Origin of the sequence: Zunongwangia atlantica 22II14-10F7, from assembly GCF_002094855.1 — a bacterium.
Classification (GTDB): Bacteria; Bacteroidota; Bacteroidia; order Flavobacteriales; family Flavobacteriaceae; genus Zunongwangia; species Zunongwangia atlantica.
Map to the genome: position 1 here is coordinate 21,213 of NZ_ARYN01000025.1, position 19,045 is coordinate 40,257.

Sequence of the window (19,045 nt, forward strand, 5' to 3'; positions counted from 1 at the left end):
ATGTTCTTAAGAGTTAAAAAACTGAAAAACAAATATTTAATTTTTTAAAAATGAGAATGCTATTTTTACGTGATAATATTATAATCTCTCACAATTATGTCAGTACCTAAAACAGAGTGGGACCAGGAAATAAAATATTTTTTGGAAACCTATTTTGAAGTTGTAGAAAGTCCGATCGATGCAGACGAGGAAACGGAAAAACACTCGATATCTAGTATTACCGGGAAAATTAAAAAAGTTTTACCTGGGCAATACATCTATGAAGACGATGTCTATGAAATATTACTCGATCTAGGCTTTAAAATGTTTGCATACGATATTCCAGCCCTTTTGGATAAGGAAACACAAGAAGAGATAAGTCCAGCGTACACCGATTATGCTTACTTTATGAAAAGAAAAACAGCGGCCATTTAGCCGCTGTTCAAATTATTTTTAGAGTTTTATTACAAACGAATTATATCTCCGTTATCAAACTTCACGATGTTTCCGGATATCGTAAAATCAAAAACTTGATCACCGTTTCTAAAAAAACTTACTTTATTTGTTTTAGAACACTTTATTACTTTAGTCATTTTATTCGTTTTAAGCGTTGTTTCTTTATCTAAGATAACACTTAACCTCCCGTAATCAAAGGGATTAAAGCTATATAAAAGCTATTGTTTTGCAGATGGAGTAAAGCTCTCAATTTCTTCTTTAGATAATTTTACTCCGTTCTTCAATAATTCAAAATGAAGCTTGTTTTCTCTCATATATTTGATCCAACGCTTCACTTCGACATCAGAATACTTCGGATCTAATTCAATGCCTCTACAGGCTCTCAAATTCTTCTCACAGGCAATTAGAGTAGATCCAGATCCTAAGAATCCGTCGAATACTATATCATATTGTTTAGAGCTGTTTAAAATGAGATAGCTAAGCATTTCAACCGGTTTCATCGTTGGATGATCCTCACTTCTTAGCGGTCGATCAAATTCTAAAACTGTTCTTTGCTTACGATCGCTGTACCAGGGATGCGCTCCTCCGGTCTTCCAACCATAAAGGCAAGGCTCATGGATCCAATGATAGTCTTGGCGACTTAATACGATCGAGTTTTTCTTCCAAATAAGGCATTGCGAAAGCTTAAACCCTGAATCTACCAGTGCACTTCTAAAGTTTACGCCTTCAGTATCTGCATGGAATACATAAATTGGAGCGCCGGCTCTAGAAAATTCATAAGCCTGGCTATAAAAATCGAATAGGAATTGATAAAAAGAATTTGCTGCCATCTTATCATTGGCAATTTTATCCCGCTTTTTATCTCGGCCACCTTCATAATCCACGTTATATGGCGGATCGGTGACTGTTAAATCGATGGTGTCGTTCTTTAATATTTGCTCGTAGGTTTCTTTTAATGTACTATCACCACAGATAATCCTATGAGTAATATTTTTCTTAATACTTCGAAGCTCGTAAACATCTCCAGCTTCAGTAATTGGATCTTTCGGCGGTTCCGGTTCAAAGTCTCCTTCCTCTTCAGTTTTGAATTCCTCCGGAAGCAACTCTTCAGGCATTTCAAGATCTCCAACAAATAAACCAAGATCCTCCAGGTCGATGTCGGCAAAATGTTCTTCCAAAATATCGACATCCCAAAAACCTGCAGGCACATTTGATGTAATATTATATTCTTTAAATTCCTGTTCTGTCAACTCTCGATTAGGTACGCGAACATCGATTATATCTTCGCCTCGATTTAAGTGAAGCAAGATCTTCACACGTTGGTGGCCAGCGATAATTTTATTATCGGTGTTTATCGCCGGAACTTCTGCCAGGTTAAATTTCTCCAGGCTTTTTATTAACCGTTCTTTTTTCTCGTCGGTAAGTGTCCGGGGATTGTATTCGTAGGGAATAAGATCTTTCACTTTCCGTTTTTCATTGTGCCAATCTAATGGCAGCTGTACTGTGTTTAATTCCGCAGAATTTTCTACTTTTGTCATTCTCACAATCATTATTAATAATTAATATTCCCACAAGGTGGAAGGCCTTATGTCCTCCAGTACCTTGTTGGGTTTAATTATTAATGATTGTGAGAGATCTTAGTAACTGGGGGACTCTATAACATCCCTTCGATTTTCTGCAGGTCGAGTTTGTGTTTGTGTACCGCTTTTTGAGTTCGGTTAATTTGCTGGCCAATTTTTAAGCGCTCATCCTTATTGCTTTTTTCCTGCAGCTCGTTTTCCCACTTTTTTATTCTCGAAGATTTTTTATTGATGTAGTTAACCAGGTTCGCTTTTTTTAGGAAGAGCGCTTGCTGCGATAACCCGGTAAAATCATTTTCTGTTTTTGTAGGGAGTAAGGTTTTATGATCTTGCCAGTGATCCAGTTCTCTCCAGATCATTTCTCTTTGCTCATCCAATGCTTCAATCTTTAGGATGATTTTTAAGGACTTATTGGCTTCCTTGGCAGGTAAGTCATTTAAAACAAACTTTAAGTCGCTCATATCGTAGAAGAGATCCTTTAATTGGCGATATCGTACTTTTAAGACTGCAGGTAATTCGTTGTATTTAATTTTCTGGAAATAAGCATTGGCACTTTGCTCGATTTGGTTCTTGCGTTCCATTTCTACCTGCACCGGTTTAGGATCTGCAACAACCTCGATTTTTACCACCGAGGTTGGTTTAGGCTTTTGGTAAGCTCTGGATTTTGATAATTGCCGAAGCTCTTTAATTAGCACGGCCATATTGCGCGGATTCTGTCCGCGTTTTAAATTTGCCAGGGTTCTCGATTGCATTACGCTGGATGCTGCGTAAAGATCTACTCCGGTGTTATAATCCTTAGGCTTGCTTTGTAACCATTCACTTATTTCCATGATCCAAAATTGCAGATGGCACAAGTCATTAAAAAGGACACAAAAAAAACCGCCAGGAATTGCACTGGCGGTTTTTACTAACTAAATAAATTAAAATGAAGAATACAGCTTTAATTTTTAAGTGAATTTTCTAAAGCTTTCAATTTGGTTTCAGCAATACGATCGATTGTTTTGGTATCGCTTATCCTGGCTAAAAGTTCAATCTCATTTTTAGTCCGGGCATTATTAACAAGCTTCGCGAAATCCTTAACGTGGAGTTTTTGTTTTTTTAGGAAGGCTTCAGCATCGGGACCAAGTTCGATCCAGGGAAAGACCCGGCGAGGAAGTTTGTAGATTTCAAAAAGTACATTATCGCTAACTTCCTTTTGAGCATCTACACTTCCAACGTTTGGGATCACGTAACGGCCGGGTGCTATTTTAAATGCCTTACTCATTATACTTCAGGATCTGGAGCGGGTGCTGGGAATTGAGTAATAGCTCCTTCATAATCAGGAGCGAAATAAGCCTGTGAATCTCTGATAATAACCTGGATATTCTTAGGGTCTCCAGGAGCGGCTCCGGTATTTCCGGTAAATTCTACGATATAAGCCGGAGAATTTTTACTTCCCACCTGCACCAGGTTTCCGGTTTTTTCACGAACAATATAAATCATAGGTACATTCTTATAATATCGAAGATAACCTTTGGTTTTTTTGTTGTTTCGCATTGCTCCGGTTAGGGAATTTTGAACACCTAAGTTCCCTTTTTCGCCCAGCTGTGTGTTTTCTACAGATCCCGAGTCTGCCTGTATCTGAATTTTATGAAAACCACGACCTTCTTTAAAAGTATGTGCTTCTGCTATACTTCCAGCCTCTTCAAAATTCGCGGCCACATTTAACTTTGGTGGCTCCGCAATGGTTTCGAAGTCAGTAACAGCAGCTCCATACACTTCAAGATCATTAAGACCGGCAACGATTTCATCCGTTGGGCAAAACTCAATGTTTTCTAATTTTATTGGATCACAGTTCTCAGCCATCTTATTCGATTATTTGGGTTAGGAATGAACAGTTCCCAAGCACAAGCTCAGAAATTACTTCTTCTGTTGCCAGAATTTCTTCCTGGCTCATTGGGTGTCCATCGATTCTTAATTTCTTAGGAGCGTTCGCTTTGAACTTCCATTTTCTTCCGCGATCATCTTCATAATGATCGGGCTTTTTCTCTTCCTGAGTTTGATCCTGTGATCCTTCTTTGGTTTTAGCAGGATCTTCGTTAGAAGTTTGCAGCTCTTTTGGAGCTTCGCCACCCTCATTTGGTTGCTCAGGAGTTTCGGTTTTTTCCTTAGAAGCTTCAGGTTCTTTTGATTCTGTTACAGCTTCAGTCGATTTTGTATCGTTTTCAGCTGTTTTTGTGTCGGATTCTTCAGAATTCGTATCAGTTTTATCTGATTTCTTTTCAGCTTCGACTTTCGCTGCTAATTCGGCCTCTTTGGCTTTTATAGCAGCTTCTCTTTCGTCATTATTAGCGAGGGAACTGGTGTCAATTCCCAGTTCCTCACATCTCGCTAATAATTCTGCTTTTGTTCTAGACATACTTTATTTTTTATGCTGCAGCTTCAGTTACACCGTCAATACCGAAGTATTTTTGGTTAAGTTCTGTAGATCCAAGACCGTATCTCTCATCGCTGAAGTTAGAAACCACAACAAGCTCATTGATAAGGAAGTCATAACCTTTCCACCATTCCATAAAGATTTTAACTTTATAGTCTTGTTTCTGTACGTCTGTAATTCTTGGTTTGTCGAATACATCCATCAACCTTCTAAAGTTGTTTTCTGTGGTGCCAAAAATCACATCGCTTTCCATTCCATCAAGAACTACGATTTCTCGTTTTCCTAATCGGGTTTTCATTACGTCACCCTGGAATTTATTCTGGCCGAACTTATTTTCGTAGTCTAATACATAGCGCTCGAAGTTATTTTCAGACATAAAGATCTTTTTGATCTTCTTTTTAATTTTCCCTGGTAACTTTCGTTCCCATGCAGTAACCTGATCCACAATATTTACATCAGTAAATACATCTACTGGAATTTCGAATACCGGATGCTTAGGAGCATTATCTCTATCTACTAGATTAGATAAGATAGTTTCTATACCATTCATAGAGAATCCAAACTCATCAAGTCTTGCAGCATCATAAGTTCCAGAGATTGAAAGGGTTTGAATGTTATCGATCACCTTAGGAAGCAATTCATTCTCTATGATATATTTAGAGATTGGCATTTCTTCCGGTTTCTTATCTTCTGCATATAAATCAGCAAAATAAGAGTGAAGGATATCTGCAGGAATAATCGGGTAGTTTACCTTTTGGTGGTAATCTGTTAAGATCTTATGCTCGATCTGTAGTTTCCCCATTTCTTTCCATTCAGTACTAAATCCCTGAACAACATCTGTCATTAAGGTATGAGCCTGCGGATATTTCCCTTTAATCTTTGTTAAAGGTTTGGTGTGTTTATCCAGTGTTATTTCTGCTTTATTTAATGAAGCAGAAATCAATTCTGGATTGTGTTTAAGGAAAGTTTTAATTTCCTTTACTACGTCATCAATTTCAATAGTTAATTCTTCCATGTTTATTTCTTGATTTGGGAATAGATTGAGGATTCAAAGTCTACATAATCGAACTCTCCTTCGGTATCTTTGTCTTCAGCAGCTCCACTTGTATGGGAAGCGCCTGGTTTTTTGTTTAACACAGCGATTTGTGCGGTAAGTGCTGTGTTAATGTCTTCCATCGTTGCATTTTCAGCGATGTTTTCAACTCCTGCAGCGGTTGCAGCTGTTCTCATAGCTTTTAAAGCAGCGGTTGTGTTGGCTTTTTCGGCATCGATTGCCTGTTGTCTGGAGTCTTTTTCTGCCTGTAGATCCTGTTCTGCCTTTTCTTTTGCAGAATTTGCAGTCTGGATGGCTAAGGCATCGGCAGCGATTCTATTATCGATAGCCTCCTTTTGTTCGTCATTGATATAGCTGCCTTTATCTGTAGTCGCTAAGGTTGCGCCAAGTACAGCTACCAAATTCGGGAACGAGTTTGGTTTGCTCATGGTATTTGTGATTTTAGATTTTGTTTTGGGAATAGTGAAGGTCATAGCAGCATATTTGCTTACCATATCCTTAGGTTTCAATTGCATGATATCTTCAGGAACCTGAGCTTTTTCTTTTTGGATGATATGATCATAAAATCCAAGTGCTTCAGCTTCATCAGTAGTAAACCAATTGTCTTTATAGTTCAGATAGTCTTTTTCAACTTCCTCTGCAGTGATGCCAAGGCGATCTTCGATTGCCGTTCCTAAAGCCTTGTCGATTTTTTCGGCGGCTAACAGTTGTTCTTCAACCTCTTTTTTATTTCCCCAGTAATAAGAACTGGAATTATGGATCATTAAAAGAGAATTCTTAAAGGCGTGGATCTCATCTCCAGATAGAAGAATAAGTGCAGCCATACTGGCGCAAATCCCATCATTATAAGTAATGATCTTTTTCTTAGAAGCGAAGATTGCATTGTAAATTGCTTGACCTTCAAATACTGCCCCACCGGGAGAATTGATTCTTATGTGGATCGTGTCCGCATCTTTCTCCACATCGTTAAATTCTTGTGTGAATTTAGAAGCGGTGTTAATCGTTTCGTAAGTATCCCAGTCGATACCGCCAATTGCACCATAGATATAAATGGTCGCTTCTTTAGCGGCTTCGTTCTTTACAATGTTGTAATAAGGTTTAGGTTGTGACAAATCGTTGATTGTTAATCCGTACTATTATGGAAGAACAATATTAGATCGTCACTAGCCTGTAAAAAAGGACATTACAGGCTTCCGGCTAATTGGAAAGCTAGGCCACGGTTAACAATTGGAAATTCTGCTTCATTTCCTGCAAAGTATAGCGGAGCTCCATAACTTTCATTGGCCATGCTCAAAGTATAACCTTTAAGTCCTGAAGGTGCGGGATTGTGTAATTCCTCGTAGATAAATAAAAGCGGCTGTTCGCTGGTGCCATACAAATGGGAGTGCGTGTGCCTGGTAATTAAAACCACCACCTCTTTATTATTATAAGTCTCCAGCAAGTTTTGAATATTCGCATCTTGTGGTACCAAGGGTAAAGAAAAATCGGTTTCATACATTCGGCTACCGTTTCTTATTCTAGTTCTGTTACCTAAGCTAAAACGCTCCGGTAAAAAACGAATGATCATCGCCTGAAATTCCTGCGGAAGATTATTGATCATCGTTAAAACTTCCTGTTCTTTAGTAAGATGGTTGAATTTTGGCAGCTGTGAAGCTTCAATAATGGTCGCTTTATAGAAGGTATCGAAATTCTCGTCGCCGTAAATGTTGCAAAGATTCTGGATCATGATAGGAAAGAATTATTAAGGGACAAATTGTGAAGTTTCTGTTTTTGTCCCAGAGGGGGAAACCAGGTTAAAATTGCTTAATAATTCGTCTTTTTTTCGCTTAAAATCACGGTGTAACGTGTCTAATTTGATATCCTCCTCAGTAATATCGTAAAATTCGAGAAAAGCACGCATACTTTTAATAAAATGCTTTTCATCGAGGTGTCGGTTCATTAACATATTGCGAAAAAGTTCATCCCGAAATTTTTTATCCACCTGTTCATTAAATAAGCTGGCATTTTCAGAGCTTATGTACATCCCATTTTTTTGCCAGTAGGATTCGCTGATATCAGCTTTAAAAACGCGATGATGTTTGCATTTGCTTGGCCGTACATCGCCGTTTCTTCCCTGCAGGGATAATATTAAGGATCCTACAAATGTCGATCTGGTGGCGATGATGTGATCACTCCCGCAAATTCTTACCAGGTATTTGTAAACGTGATCTGCTACAGGGATGTTTTGAGTGATGGAAAAGTCCACCGTAGAGAGTAATTTTTGGGACATATATTTCGGATTATTTTCAAATATAGATGTAAATCCAATGTTAAAAAAAGGACATAGGCTAGTGTATTTAAGGAGTTAGATTCTTAACGAATATAAAAAATTAGGGACGAAAAAAAACCGACTTTTTTAGAAAGTCGGTTAATTAACGGTTGAAGATAGGTTTAGGATTCTATTTGTCTATTAGATCACCAATGCCTCGCTCTATATTCCTTAAGGCCGTGTATAAATCTTCCGTGGAACGTTCTGATCTTGTATTACTATCGATCGAAGAAGTATTACTTTCAACGGACGATGAACTAACTTCTATATTACTAAGTCTATCATCAATAGATTCCAATAATTCGATTATTCTATCGGCTTGTTCTTCATTCATAATGTATGATTTTTGTAGTTAGATTATAAATATAAGGTAATTATGATATAAGGCTAATCATCTTTTCTACAGCTTCAAATCCTCTTAGTATTTTTTTATTCTCCAGCTGCAGGTAAGCTTCTTTATAATTTCCGTGACCACAACAGGCGTTAATTACAAATGGGAGTGTTCCTAAACATCCATCGTGCCCTTCCGGAGTATTATGTTTTTTGCAATGTCCGCAGGGGCGGTTCTGCCAGGTCTCAATCGTAGGTTCCCCGGTATCACAGAAAACAAATTCATTCCCAACTTTTTTAATGTCGTAACCGCGAAATTTGCTGATTTTGTTACTCATCGATGCTCGGCATTAGTCAGTTTATCAAAATTATCAGATAATCTTTTCAACATTAAAAAGTTATTTGCCGTCATATCGCACAAAAGCTTAAGCATATTGGCGGTATTGGTTAATTTTTGGATCTGTTCTTCCTGGCTTTTATAATCCTTCCTTTTACTATGAAATCTTATCTCGTGATCATTATAAATATAGGCGCAGCTGTGCGATGCATTTAGATGGAGTACAAATTCTCCATGTCCTGGTGTGTGTAAAGAAAAAATTGAGGCAAGATCGTGTTTTCTTAAGACCTCTTTAATTTCTTCAGCAGCTACTTTTAATTTTGTTTCTGGATTCATTGATTAATTTTCATTTTGATTAAACATTTCGATTTGTCTTCCTTCATGGAAAATAGATCTGCATTTTTGAAGAGATCTTTCAATTTCTGATAATTCCTGATCTATATACCAGGAACCTAAAACTTCCATTTCTTTCTTTTCCTGTAAAATCGCACGTTCAGCACAAAGTTTTATATATTCCAACTTAGCTATTAAATCAGGTCTCATATCTAGAAATAAAACAACCTTTTCATTACTGATCCATCGCTGTACATCTTATCTAATGGCTTACTGGCGACAGGTTCCGATCCATCCCAACCATTTGGATATACTTCGTCTTTGATCATTTTCTCAATAGCCTTGCGTTCTTCAGTGTTGATTAGAAAGATCATAGGTTTATCACTTTTGCCAGCGGCTAAATTGATCTCGTTTTGAATAGAAATAATCTGATAAAGAAAGTATTTCCGAGCTATTAAAGTGAGAGGCCCCATTCTTTGTTGATTTTTCTGAAGGGTCCCGTCTTTTTTACGTTGTCCACCAGGTTTACGCAATCTGAAGAGAGGTTTCTTCATTTCCCTATAAATCGGCTTTAAACGTTTTAAAGGCTGTAGATACTTCCATTTATCAATTTGTAGTATTAGATCTAATGCTGAATCTTTTGAAGCAAGCGGACAACCTATGCAACCAGTACGGGCGTTTTTCTCTTCAGCTTCATCACCTCCGTAGGCATCGGCAAGGATTGAAGTATTCCAACCGCCATATTTTTCCATTGGAGCAAATATTTTAAGCCAATCCCAAACATTACAAACTCGCCAATGTAGAATCGGGGCAAGGGTAGAACACATATCATTTTTTAATCCTTCCTGGTACCAACCCTGTCCGCATTCTGCACCATCTTTAGAACAACTCACATTGATACGCTGATCACGAATTGCACTTTCACCCAAACGAACACCGGTAAGCATAAGAATCTTTTCATCGGTTTCTCTTTGAAATTCTGCAAGAGCTGCTTCCATTGGTTCCACTTTAATCTGGCCAGTACACCATCTGAAAGTATTTGATGGAGGTGGTACACCTCGGCCAAGAATGTAAACCAAGAAGCGATCGTGAATAGGCGCGGTTACAATTCTAACTTTTACACCACGCTCTTCAAGTTGCTTGGTTAAGATCTGTGAAGAGATCCAAAGCGGAGGAAGTTCCATTCTGGTATCAGCTGCGAAAATCGTAAAGGTTTCAGGTTTGGGAATCTGTCCTGTAGTGATCAGCTGGGTTATTAACGTTACCACAGTTGTACTATCCTTTCCCCAGCTCCAAGCAGCTGCCCAATGCTTATGCCGTGTACCGTATTCTTTCATGCTGGCAATAGTCAAATCGATCGATTCTGCAACCGTGATTTTTTCAGTACCGAATATGTTTAGTTGATCTTTCATCAATATTTAATTTAAGCGTTAAAATTATGCTTCACTTTTAAGTGAAAAATGTTTAATATCCTTTGTATAGGGAAGCTCCTGAAAGAGCTCGTCTAATAATTGCCTGGCGGCATTCTTTTCGTATTCATTCTCTGCTATCGAGATATAATACCGCAATCCATCGCTGGCTATATACGCCGTATGCACATCGATGGTGATGGTATTATTCATCGGGATATTTCTTTTTGTAATTTTAGCCAGTAACATATAGCCATATTCCCGGTTAATCGAGTGGTGGATGTGATTCTGACTTTTATTTTCGGTATTGCATAGCAGCTCTAAAAAATCTTTGTAAGCGCTGCAGGCATTATTTAAAACCTTAACCTGGTCCTGACTAATTTTCTTAAGTGAAATCTTCGATTCTCGTATCATAGCACCACTTTTTTAATGGGAAAATTTCGGTTTCCGTTGGCGAAAAATAACAGCACATTGGCAGCAGATCCATAAACAGGATCTTTACGAACTCGCTCCACCATCTTTTCAGCTGTTTTATAGGCATCTTTGCCATTATATTTTAAATGCGAATACCACACCGGGTTGCTTAACTGGCCGTTAGCACGTTGATATTTTAATTTGTCGTTACCGTTTTTAAGTAAGATCGTCATTCGTAGATCGCTGCACTTAGGGCAGAATATTTTATCACTCCTGCCTGGGCAGGTACATTTATGATTTTTCATAATAGAAAGAGTAAATTATGGTTAATGCCTTCCCGGGCGATGATCTTCCCGGTTTCTATAAGTTCTAAGAGTAGGGGATACAGTTCTTTATATGTTAATCCGGTGGCACGCTGCAATCGTATGGTAGAGATCCCGGAACCGTTCCCGGTTCGCCTGGCGTTTTCCTGGATAAGCTGGAGAACTTTTTCCATTAGAGAGACATTACTTCCTTTAATTTTTCAAATCGCTGAAGATCTATTATTGTTTCGCACTTTATAAGTTGATAACCTCTGTCTTCCAAATAACTTACGATTTCATAATCCTGAAAGTCGTCCAGATCTTTTTCTTCTACATCATCTTGATCTACAACATCACAGTGATCTATAGCATAATCTTTTATATCCCAATTCTCGGTGTTTTCAAGAATTAGCTTGTCGAAGTCTCCGGTATAACTTTTTCGATCGTACTCTTTAGTTTCAGTTATGTATTTCTCTTCGCTGAAACTCCATTTTTTTTCATCAACTATGATTTTTTTAATACTCATGATAATATTTAATTAAGCGTTAGAATTTTACTTTTCCTTATTAAAATAGCACAGGTAATAATACATTTGCTTCTCTTCGTCCCAGCCTTTTTCAATATATCGATCGGCAGAATCGGCGCTTATAAAGTCCATCTTAATCGTGATATTTGTATCCAATTCGATAGTGCTTTTATTCTTTTTGCGCATTTCGTTTACTGCAGGATTGTCAATCTCGAAGCTGGTAAGATCCTCGATTTTATATTTGGGAGCTTTCTCGAATTTGTAGTTTTCAAATTCTGGTACCAGGTCTGGATTTTCGATCGTTTGATTTATAAAATCGCTCTCTTCAAACTCGTCGTTGCTGGCAAAATAATCGAAGCTCTTATTTAGAAATAATACTTCTTCCTGCTTATCCTCTGCAGGTAATACCACATCTTTAGCGAAGCCTCTGCAGAACTCCAGATAATTTTTGGTTTTAAAAATCTCGTCCTGGATCTCTTCGATGTTTAAAAAATTCTCGATCCAGTATTTCGAATCGTATTTATTCGAATCGATGTATAAAACCCTAAACCCGGTCTTGCTTCCTTTATTTGTAAGAATTATCGCTCCTTTATCTAATTTATCCAGACTTACACCCTGAGAAATGTTCATTTCAAGTCGGCTTTTCCCTTCCTGAAATTGCATATAGTCTTTTTTAATCTCACTCTTAAAGATGCCAAGACCGTTCACTTTCTCGTTATCTACTAGCATATTCTCTAGGCGGCACACGTAAACTTCGCCGGATTTTATATGTGGATGGCTGGAAAGATGATAAAGAAGACAGGCAATATCTTTTGAAATTTTGGACATTGGACGTTTATTATTTGCAACGTCATAGCTAAGGGTGTAGAGTTCATTAAATTCTAATGAAACCTCGTGGGTAAATTGAAAATATTGCTCGTCTTTTTCCCGAAATGGCTTTAGGAAGAATTCTTTTAAAAGCGGGCGATCTTCATCGGTAATCTGATAAGGATCTTCTGAAAGAAAAACACCTTCCCCGCGACATTTGTTTCCTACACGGTGGATGTACAGCTCCTCGATTTGTGTATTGTACAGGTTCAACATAATATTTAATTAAGCGTTAGATTTTTGAACATTTCATCTTTTTCCTGGGCGATCAGTTTTGGCAATGCTTTATACACCTCTGGGCAATTATATTTTACGTAATCCATCATTTTTTGCAGATCCAGTTTGCCACGTAAGAATTGGCGGATTTTTGGTCTGGCTTTCTCCAGGTCGGTATTCCAACGCTTGCTGCGATTGGCGTTTATTTTTCGCTTTTGGTATTCGGCGTCTGGAGTTTCAGGCGGTTCTATTCTGAAATTTTTATATGCATAAGCGAAGGAATTATGGCATTTTTCGGTACGTACCGGATCAAAATAGCGGCTCGGGTAGCTTGGTTGCCAGCCTTTTTTAGCTTGCTGGCGTTTTACAGCTCGTAGCACATCGATCATTTTTTGCCAGCGTTCCAGCAGCACATCTTTTTTAAGCTGCTGGCCGTTGAAGTTTTTAAACATTTCTTTCAGCCAGATCTTGTAAGCATTATTCCAGGATCCGGGATGCACGTCTAAAGCTTCAAAAAGGCTATTCGAAAATTTAAATATATCCTGGATGGCTAGTTCTTTGAAGTCTTTTGGATGCATGGTACCGTAATAGGCCTCTTGTCTGGCGATCGCAATATCCAGCGGTTTGTAATCTTTATGCTCCAGCTGGGCAAGCTGCCTGGCCAAATCGTTTTTATCTTCCAGACTAGTGATCAAAATTTGCGAGAGTTCGTTTTGGGATTTCGCTCCGGCGAATTTTTTTTCTTGATTTTCCTGCTGCGCGGCCCCGGCATCGATTTTTTTCTCACCTTGCTTCTTCGGTGGTCTTGTAGAAGATCCAGTACAATTTAAACTCGTTGGCGCGTTAGCGACAACTCCTTTCTGCCTATACTTAGTATTTACTAATACAGGTTCACTACTAGATACATTGTTATGGCGAACTTTTTTCGTTTGTTCCTCCCTAACTGCCTGAGCCCCATTTCGAGTAGATTTTGGTTTTCCGTTGTCGGTAATGCTCAAAACTTCCACATTAAAAGCGATTTTAAGCGCTCTGTTGGAGCCGTGATACTCATAACCCCATAACACCCCGGCTTCCTCTAAACGCTCTCTGTGGTTGCGTATGGTCTCCACAGTAGAGGTCGAAAGGTTCCTTGCTCCTTCGTATTCCGACTCTAAAATTTTATTAGGATAAAGCTCATATTTTGGGAGTGATCCTGGTACGTTGATCTGAAGATGAGGATTTGTTCTAAATTCTTTGCGTTTGTACAGCTGGGCATTGTATTCCCATAGAAAAGCCATAAAATACTCTCTTGTGGCCGGCTTTACTTTTTGCCTGGTTACTTTCTTACGAATATGGTAGCCGTATTTATCATTGTATTTTTCAACTTCCTCGTTGTAAGTTTCTGGATCCAGCTCTTTGTTCGCTTCTTTCCAGATCAACTCGCGCATACGCACGTCTTTTGACTTTTTAAGGTTTCTGCAGGCGGCAATAACCTTGGTATTGTAGGCATTGATTTTAAAGTTATCGAGATCTACTTTTTTATTGTAAGCCTCGATATACTTGTTATAATTGATTTTGGTTTGTTTAAAATCTTCCGGAGTAAGAATGGGATGGATAAACTCTTGGGGAGAAGTCTCCGGTGTATCGGCATTCGATTGCTCCGGAAGATTAGCCGCAGGGGGCTGTAAGCCGTTAAGCTTTAAAATAGTATTGTTAAGGATATTACCTATCGATTTAGGGCTACTCATAACAAAGAAATTTTATACAGAAATTCATATTCAAAATTTTGGTTTAAGGGCATAAAAACCCTTACCCGCTTAACACAGGATTTTTTAAAAAGAAACCGGCCGGTGCAGTCCAGTCAACTGACCTATGCGGCCAGCCGGTTTTTAGCAAGTTTCCTTGCTCCTTCGGTGTGGAGAAGGCAGGAGTCGAACCTGCTTGGATCCAATGAGCAACAACAACACTAATGTGAAGTGTCCGCTTCTCCGGTTTCAGGAATTTTTCAAACCACACCCTGCTCTTTCCTCCGGGTATCCTGATTGTGGCCCTCGCCTCTCGGGTATGATAGATATTAATTGTTGTTTTTCATTCGCCTAATTTTATCACGGATCCGGAGCAGTTCCTTTTCGTCTCCGCTGCGTTTGGCTTTGGCAAAATCAGATTTTAATCTCTCGATCTTCTTTTGGTGGTTGGCTTCAGCAGCTTCCCGGGCTCTTCGTTCCTGGCGGGTTTCCGCACGTTTATAGATTCCGCTTGGCTTATGATTCGGCTTTCCTGGTCCCATACATTACTTTTTTATATTTCTTACTATCGGCATCGATAATGCCCAACAAATAATCGATGCTCACTTGTGCATCTTCATAAGTGCCTTTTATATCTTCGAAATCTTCAGGGTTTGCCAGATAATTACTATCATAGATCTTCTTGGCGATGATAAGTTCCTCCCGAGAGTAAGTTCGAACTTCGGTTCTAGATTCTTCTTCTATTTGCTTGGAAACCCAGGCAATTCTGGCTAATACCAGTAATAAAACAACAGCATTAATGATCGCAGATAAAAAGTCTTTTTTTGCTAGTTGAAAACCCATGTCATAGGTTAGGTATAGTACACTTAGCGTAAAACCGGTAACGGCCAGCGAATCTTTTCTAAGGATCAATCCTATAAAAAGGCTTAAGACAAAAGTGATTCCTATAAACCAGTTAATCGTTTCTATCATCATTTAAAATATTGGTTAACAAGTTCTTTTCCTGAGTAGTCCTGCCGGTAACAGGCATTGGTTAAAATTTCGCCCGGGCAATTTTCGCAAAGCTGCTTTACCTTTTCCATATCGCGGTCGCATAGATCACTCCACAACACATAGATGCGGGTGCCACGAATTTTGTAATTGATCATAAGGCACTGGCTTATCACTTGTGCCGTTTCTTCATCCTGGTGCGAGAGCTCTGTCAGAAAAGCTAAAGCGCCTGGATTTCCTTGTGACCATTGTATTGCTAGTTCATTCATTAGGAAAACATAATTTCAGAGATTGCTTGTTCTTCCATACCTGGTCTAAAGAAATCACCAATTTGATCGGCGATATCATCCAGTAATTCTTGCTTTTTCGGTTTTGCCGGAAGGCTTACCGATTGCTGTTCCTGCTGTGCTAACCATTCAGCAAACGCACGCCTTTCTTCCTCCGGTAGGGCGGAGTAGATAGGCTTTATCATATTTGCTGAAACGTGGCTCATTCGTAGGGATTAATTATTTTCAGATTCAATTTTATCCAAAACTTCAGTTTGATAGCGTTCCTTTAGGTACTTGTAAAGGCGAACAAACGGCCCAAAAGTTTGCAGGTAATTCCTTGCTTCGACATTGGTCTCCAAATGGGAAAATGCACGTTCTATAAATTTACGACCACCCTTGGTTCTTGCATGGCTAAAGTTTGAAGGAAGAAGCTCTGCATTAATAGCTCTTAGTAAATAAATGATTTCATCTACCATTTGTTTGTGGCTCTGCAGATCTTTAAGATCCTGCTTGGATTGCTTTTCTTTCGAATCTTTTTCTAAAGTTGCCATAGGTTTTACTTTACTATTTGCATTTGGCGATCGATAAAGATCTGATCGTCTATTCTCGCGATACATCGATTAAACTTTTTGCTAATCTTCTTCGTTGTTTTTCGCATCGCCCCGGGAACCTTTTTAATTTCTTCCTTAAAATGCACAGCGATTTCTCTATTGCTTACCTGCAGTTGTGGCTCAAACTGGGAGTGCTGCAGTAAAAATTCCATAATATCCAGATCTTTCATATCCTTTAATTTGGGTTAAAAACGGGCGGCATAAACTTTATAACAAACCGCCCGCTTTTCCTCTAACTACTAACTACACTTACCCTATTAAAATATTGTCCAAAGCCTTGCTCTACAGCCTTACGCATAAGCGCCGGCTTGCTATGTACATTCGCTTTCTTTTTTAATTCTGCATCGTGCTGGGCAAAAGTGCTTTCACTAATTCCCATACTCATGGCAATCACCAGGTTCTTGTGATCTTTCAGCATTTCATCTAGCATAAAGACCTCTCGCGGCTTAAGCGGATTTCCATCCAGCTTTAGTGTTTTAAATTTTAAGGAGATACACTTCCTGCTGTGGCGATAATTCTCCGGCTCCTGCAAAACTCCTTCGATCATATCCGGATTATTATCTGTGCCACCGTACATAAAATATGTATAGAGTTCAACCTGTCTCGACCTGGAGACTGATTTCCCATTTTCCTTAAATTTTGAAAGAACAAAGCGTGCAGGTTGGTTACTGTTATAAGCATTAGTAAGCGTTGCTGCATCTTTAGCAGAAAGTTCACTCCAATCGTGACTCCTGCCATTCTTAATAAATTTCACTTCCATAGTTTCCCAAATCCCGATAAATTCGATATTCGAATCCTCAGGAAGTAACCCCGCAATTAAATGTTGCGAATGTTGTAGCGATGTCGTACTTTTGTTTTTCATTGAATGTTTAATAAGCGTTAATCATTTATGACCTCGGCCTGAAGTTGCACCTTCGGGCTTTTTTGTTTTAGATTGTGAGAGATTGTAAGCTGGTTCCTCCAGTTTTTCTTTTTGTACTTCGATCACAGCAAATAGCGCTGTTACGATTACCATTATAATTGCAAGTCCTACAAAGAAGTTAAGCAGCTGCATTTGCCTGTCGATTTTCTTTAGTTGATGGTCGATGTTAGGATCAATCTTCATCTGTAGGCAGTTTAACCGGTTCCAGGATTTCTGCTTTTCTTTTAGCGTCTCTTTCTTCCTGCTTTTTTAGATCCTCTGCAAACCTCCAAATGCCATCCTCTACTTTTTTATTTGGCATATTTCCGTTGAAAACCCTAGAAATGTAGGTGGTAGAAAACGGCTGGTTGAATTTATTGAAAATCATGTGCTGGTTGAAGTAGATCGAAATCTTAGCAATATGATTGCTTCCTATTCTTTTTTTAAGCCCTTCAATTTCATTTTCTCGTATCATATAATTCTCCTATTGCCTGAACGATTCTACTTTACTATCTTTGTTTGTGTTTTTGTTCATAGTTAACAACAGACCAAATATACTCACAAATGTTAGAATAAAACAAACAAATGTGAGTTATTTTTCAATTTTATTTCTAATTATCTGATTTTGAGTATTATCAAAAGACTAAATATTGTGAGGAATGCTGAAAACTTGAATAAATCACAATTCGAGAAAAAGCTTTCGAAATCAAGCGGTTACCTTAATATGCTTGAGAAAAGGAATGGTAATCCTGGGGTGGATGTTGTTCAGGAGTTTGTGAGTGTTTTTCCAGACTATAGTTTGAAGTGGCTTTTAACTGGAGAAGGGGATATGAAGAAAAATGTAAACCAAAGTTTACATCCATCAAAAGAAGATCAGGAAGACTATGAGCTGCAGAAAAAAACTACACTCTTAGATGTACGCGATGATTTAAAAGCAGATGTGTATAACGTAAACCAAAACCTTAAGACTTTAATTAATGGTTTTACAAAGAACTCTGAGAGTTGGAGTAATGCCTTTATGCAAGTATTGCAAAACCAGTTGAAGATTATCCAGGTTACCGAACAAATAGATCCTAAAAAGTTAATGAGTACAACCAAAAATTTGGATGCTTTTCTGGCAGAAAATAAAAAAGGCCATTAAAGGCCTTGGAAATATTGATCTAATTTTTCCCGCTCCTGGGGCGGATATTGATCCCTATTTTTTAGATAATTTATAAAATAATCGAGTCGCTCCTCGGCAGTTAATTTTTCTAATTGATTAATCATAACAAAATTGTGGTTAATATTTAATGATTGTGAGTAGGGGCACTAAAATAAATTTTAATACTAACCGATATGAAAAAACTTATTTGCGTTTCCTTACTTTCTATTGCGTTTGTTGCTTTAGCGAACGGACAAGCTATTTTTAAAGGACTTGAATATGGTATGTCTCCCGAAAGCGCAAAGAAGGAATTTAGAGCGAATAAGGACGATTATAAATCAGTCGATCTAGGTAATGGTTTTTTGTATAGGATCTATCAGCAGAATTTTCAATTCAAAGATGAGAAGCTGGTTAAAGTTTTAATGACTCCTAAGGGAGCAGCTCTTGGACAGAACTATGATAGCGCAAAAAGTTATTTAGAATATTCCAGAGCATTTTTTGAAGATCTTAATTACGAAGTATTCTTTGAACCTGAATATTGGAATGGGCCTCAAAATTTTGGTTCCAAATATGGTCTTTTATTAATGAATCCGGATAAAACGACAATGGTACAAATGTATCCGGTAAAACTTCAGGGAAATACATTTATTGTCAATTTAGAAATATACAATTACGATCAATTTATGGAATGGTACAAAGCAGAAGACGATCGAATGACTGAGAAGGCAGAAAATTCAGGGTTTTAGAACTAATTAACCGTCTCTAAAAACGTATCTAGAAAACTTATAAAACTGACCAATTGAGAATTATAAAATACTGAAAATCAAAAGGGATCTTTGCTAAAAACGCAGCGCTTTGAACTTAAAATCCAATGAACAGCAA

General features: G+C 38.2%; 32 protein-coding genes. 3 read left to right on the top strand and 29 right to left on the bottom strand.

Annotation, left to right across the window (positions count from 1 at the left end; all coding sequences use genetic code 11):
• The first annotated feature begins 96 nt into the window (after positions 1-96).
• The gene (locus IIF7_RS19030) at positions 97-414 is read left to right on the top strand and encodes a hypothetical protein (RefSeq protein WP_084843273.1); all 318 of its coding nucleotides are present in this window, start codon (positions 97-99) and stop codon (positions 412-414) included.
• A 239-nt stretch (positions 415-653) separates the two neighbouring features.
• Here the strand turns inward: IIF7_RS19030 and IIF7_RS19035 are convergent, their stop codons facing one another.
• The 29 genes from IIF7_RS19035 to IIF7_RS19180 form a co-directional block, all read right to left on the bottom strand.
• Positions 654-1,973 (bottom strand): DNA modification methylase, encoded by a 1,320-nt coding sequence (locus IIF7_RS19035; RefSeq protein ID WP_084843307.1) that lies wholly within the window; start codon positions 1,971-1,973, stop codon positions 654-656.
• A gap of 116 nt (positions 1,974-2,089) precedes the next feature.
• Positions 2,090-2,845, bottom strand: coding sequence for a hypothetical protein (locus IIF7_RS19040; protein WP_084843274.1), 756 nt, complete (start codon positions 2,843-2,845; stop codon positions 2,090-2,092).
• Positions 2,846-2,955: 110 nt separating this feature from the next.
• Positions 2,956-3,279, bottom strand: coding sequence for a hypothetical protein (locus IIF7_RS19045; RefSeq protein WP_084843275.1), 324 nt, complete (start codon positions 3,277-3,279; stop codon positions 2,956-2,958).
• The gene (locus tag IIF7_RS19050; RefSeq protein WP_084843276.1) at positions 3,279-3,860 is read right to left on the bottom strand and encodes a hypothetical protein; all 582 of its coding nucleotides are present in this window, start codon (positions 3,858-3,860) and stop codon (positions 3,279-3,281) included. Before IIF7_RS19050 ends, IIF7_RS19045 begins: the two co-directional genes overlap by 1 nt.
• Position 3,861: 1 nt before the next feature.
• Positions 3,862-4,413: a prolipoprotein diacylglyceryl transferase gene (locus tag IIF7_RS19055; protein ID WP_084843277.1), complete on the bottom strand. Its 552-nt coding sequence runs from the start codon at positions 4,411-4,413 to the stop codon at positions 3,862-3,864.
• 10 nt (positions 4,414-4,423) lie between these two features.
• The gene (locus tag IIF7_RS19060) at positions 4,424-5,446 is read right to left on the bottom strand and encodes a hypothetical protein (RefSeq protein WP_084843278.1); all 1,023 of its coding nucleotides are present in this window, start codon (positions 5,444-5,446) and stop codon (positions 4,424-4,426) included.
• Between the two features lie 2 nt (positions 5,447-5,448).
• Positions 5,449-6,597, bottom strand: coding sequence for a head maturation protease, ClpP-related (locus IIF7_RS19065; protein WP_176219011.1), 1,149 nt, complete (start codon positions 6,595-6,597; stop codon positions 5,449-5,451).
• 71 nt (positions 6,598-6,668) lie between these two features.
• Positions 6,669-7,211, bottom strand: coding sequence for a hypothetical protein (locus IIF7_RS19070; RefSeq protein ID WP_084843280.1), 543 nt, complete (start codon positions 7,209-7,211; stop codon positions 6,669-6,671).
• Between the two features lie 15 nt (positions 7,212-7,226).
• Positions 7,227-7,754, bottom strand: coding sequence for a hypothetical protein (locus IIF7_RS19075; RefSeq protein WP_084843281.1), 528 nt, complete (start codon positions 7,752-7,754; stop codon positions 7,227-7,229).
• A gap of 169 nt (positions 7,755-7,923) precedes the next feature.
• Positions 7,924-8,127 carry a hypothetical protein gene (locus IIF7_RS19080; RefSeq protein ID WP_084843282.1) on the bottom strand — a complete coding sequence of 68 codons (204 nt, stop codon included), beginning with the start codon at positions 8,125-8,127 and terminating at the stop codon, positions 7,924-7,926.
• A gap of 40 nt (positions 8,128-8,167) precedes the next feature.
• Positions 8,168-8,461, bottom strand: coding sequence for a hypothetical protein (locus IIF7_RS19085; protein WP_084843283.1), 294 nt, complete (start codon positions 8,459-8,461; stop codon positions 8,168-8,170).
• Positions 8,458-8,796, bottom strand: a complete 339-nt coding sequence (locus IIF7_RS19090) for a hypothetical protein (RefSeq protein ID WP_084843284.1) — start codon at positions 8,794-8,796, stop codon at positions 8,458-8,460. Before IIF7_RS19090 ends, IIF7_RS19085 begins: the two co-directional genes overlap by 4 nt.
• A gap of 3 nt (positions 8,797-8,799) precedes the next feature.
• Positions 8,800-9,003, bottom strand: a complete 204-nt coding sequence (locus tag IIF7_RS19095; RefSeq protein ID WP_084843285.1) for a hypothetical protein — start codon at positions 9,001-9,003, stop codon at positions 8,800-8,802.
• Between the two features lie 2 nt (positions 9,004-9,005).
• Positions 9,006-10,205: a phosphoadenosine phosphosulfate reductase domain-containing protein gene (locus tag IIF7_RS19100; protein WP_084843286.1), complete on the bottom strand. Its 1,200-nt coding sequence runs from the start codon at positions 10,203-10,205 to the stop codon at positions 9,006-9,008.
• A gap of 24 nt (positions 10,206-10,229) precedes the next feature.
• Entirely contained in the window at positions 10,230-10,616 is a 387-nt protein-coding gene (locus IIF7_RS19105) for a hypothetical protein (protein ID WP_084843287.1), read from the bottom strand.
• The gene (locus tag IIF7_RS19110; RefSeq protein ID WP_139801375.1) at positions 10,613-10,921 is read right to left on the bottom strand and encodes a hypothetical protein; all 309 of its coding nucleotides are present in this window, start codon (positions 10,919-10,921) and stop codon (positions 10,613-10,615) included. The genes IIF7_RS19105 and IIF7_RS19110 overlap by 4 nt, the downstream gene beginning before the upstream one ends.
• Positions 10,918-11,112, bottom strand: a complete 195-nt coding sequence (locus tag IIF7_RS19115; protein ID WP_084843289.1) for a hypothetical protein — start codon at positions 11,110-11,112, stop codon at positions 10,918-10,920. Before IIF7_RS19115 ends, IIF7_RS19110 begins: the two co-directional genes overlap by 4 nt.
• On the bottom strand, positions 11,112-11,444 hold the full coding sequence (locus tag IIF7_RS19120) for a hypothetical protein (RefSeq protein ID WP_084843290.1): 333 nt from the start codon (positions 11,442-11,444) through the stop codon (positions 11,112-11,114). Before IIF7_RS19120 ends, IIF7_RS19115 begins: the two co-directional genes overlap by 1 nt.
• Before the next feature lie 27 nt (positions 11,445-11,471).
• Positions 11,472-12,527, bottom strand: coding sequence for a nucleoid-associated protein (locus IIF7_RS19125; RefSeq protein ID WP_084843291.1), 1,056 nt, complete (start codon positions 12,525-12,527; stop codon positions 11,472-11,474).
• Between the two features lie 5 nt (positions 12,528-12,532).
• The gene (locus IIF7_RS19130) at positions 12,533-14,254 is read right to left on the bottom strand and encodes a hypothetical protein (RefSeq protein ID WP_084843292.1); all 1,722 of its coding nucleotides are present in this window, start codon (positions 14,252-14,254) and stop codon (positions 12,533-12,535) included.
• 326 nt (positions 14,255-14,580) lie between these two features.
• Positions 14,581-14,793: a hypothetical protein gene (locus IIF7_RS19140; RefSeq protein WP_084843294.1), complete on the bottom strand. Its 213-nt coding sequence runs from the start codon at positions 14,791-14,793 to the stop codon at positions 14,581-14,583.
• The gene (locus IIF7_RS19145; protein ID WP_139801376.1) at positions 14,768-15,226 is read right to left on the bottom strand and encodes a hypothetical protein; all 459 of its coding nucleotides are present in this window, start codon (positions 15,224-15,226) and stop codon (positions 14,768-14,770) included. Before IIF7_RS19145 ends, IIF7_RS19140 begins: the two co-directional genes overlap by 26 nt.
• Positions 15,223-15,510, bottom strand: a complete 288-nt coding sequence (locus tag IIF7_RS19150) for a hypothetical protein (protein ID WP_084843296.1) — start codon at positions 15,508-15,510, stop codon at positions 15,223-15,225. Before IIF7_RS19150 ends, IIF7_RS19145 begins: the two co-directional genes overlap by 4 nt.
• Entirely contained in the window at positions 15,510-15,734 is a 225-nt protein-coding gene (locus IIF7_RS19155) for a hypothetical protein (RefSeq protein ID WP_084843297.1), read from the bottom strand. The genes IIF7_RS19150 and IIF7_RS19155 overlap by 1 nt, the downstream gene beginning before the upstream one ends.
• 9 nt (positions 15,735-15,743) lie before the next feature.
• On the bottom strand, positions 15,744-16,061 hold the full coding sequence (locus IIF7_RS19160; protein ID WP_084843298.1) for a hypothetical protein: 318 nt from the start codon (positions 16,059-16,061) through the stop codon (positions 15,744-15,746).
• A gap of 5 nt (positions 16,062-16,066) precedes the next feature.
• The gene (locus tag IIF7_RS19165) at positions 16,067-16,291 is read right to left on the bottom strand and encodes a hypothetical protein (protein ID WP_084843299.1); all 225 of its coding nucleotides are present in this window, start codon (positions 16,289-16,291) and stop codon (positions 16,067-16,069) included.
• A 62-nt stretch (positions 16,292-16,353) separates the two neighbouring features.
• On the bottom strand, positions 16,354-16,983 hold the full coding sequence (locus IIF7_RS19170; RefSeq protein WP_084843300.1) for a LuxR C-terminal-related transcriptional regulator: 630 nt from the start codon (positions 16,981-16,983) through the stop codon (positions 16,354-16,356).
• A gap of 21 nt (positions 16,984-17,004) precedes the next feature.
• Positions 17,005-17,226: a hypothetical protein gene (locus IIF7_RS19175; protein ID WP_084843301.1), complete on the bottom strand. Its 222-nt coding sequence runs from the start codon at positions 17,224-17,226 to the stop codon at positions 17,005-17,007.
• Positions 17,216-17,497, bottom strand: coding sequence for a hypothetical protein (locus IIF7_RS19180; RefSeq protein ID WP_084843302.1), 282 nt, complete (start codon positions 17,495-17,497; stop codon positions 17,216-17,218). The genes IIF7_RS19175 and IIF7_RS19180 overlap by 11 nt, the downstream gene beginning before the upstream one ends.
• 249 nt (positions 17,498-17,746) lie before the next feature.
• Here IIF7_RS19180 and IIF7_RS19185 point away from each other — a divergent pair, with 249 nt between their 5' ends.
• Together IIF7_RS19185 and IIF7_RS19190 are read left to right on the top strand one after the other, a co-directional pair.
• Complete coding sequence (locus IIF7_RS19185) at positions 17,747-18,163, top strand: hypothetical protein (protein ID WP_139801377.1); 417 nt, start codon at positions 17,747-17,749, stop codon at positions 18,161-18,163.
• Between the two features lie 194 nt (positions 18,164-18,357).
• The gene (locus IIF7_RS19190; RefSeq protein ID WP_084843304.1) at positions 18,358-18,909 is read left to right on the top strand and encodes a hypothetical protein; all 552 of its coding nucleotides are present in this window, start codon (positions 18,358-18,360) and stop codon (positions 18,907-18,909) included.
• Positions 18,910-19,045: the final 136 nt, after the last annotated feature.